A 236-nucleotide genomic window follows, 5' to 3' on the forward strand; every position below is an offset into this window, starting at 1 on the left:
TTTTCATACTGTTTATGACGACTGGCGCGAGGCGGCCCGTGCAGCCGACGAACACGCACGGATTTGTGCCGAGGGTTACGAAGAATACGACGAACGCTATCAGGAGGCAAAGAAGCTTGAAAGCGATATCGAGCACGAAGAAAGCTTGACCGAGGCCCGGCTTACTCGTATCCGTGAGTGCATCAAAGTGCGCCACGTGTCGGAATACTGGCGCGATGAATTGCGCGGCGCAATAG

General features: G+C 55.1%; 1 protein-coding gene. It reads left to right on the forward strand.

Annotated elements, in window-relative coordinates:
* On the forward strand, window positions 1–236 hold a 236-nt coding region (locus AC1RPR_RS09095; RefSeq protein WP_481763625.1), incomplete at both ends, for a hypothetical protein.

The sequence above is a fragment of the Dellaglioa sp. CoH-57-MRSF-22 genome, from assembly GCF_056781895.1.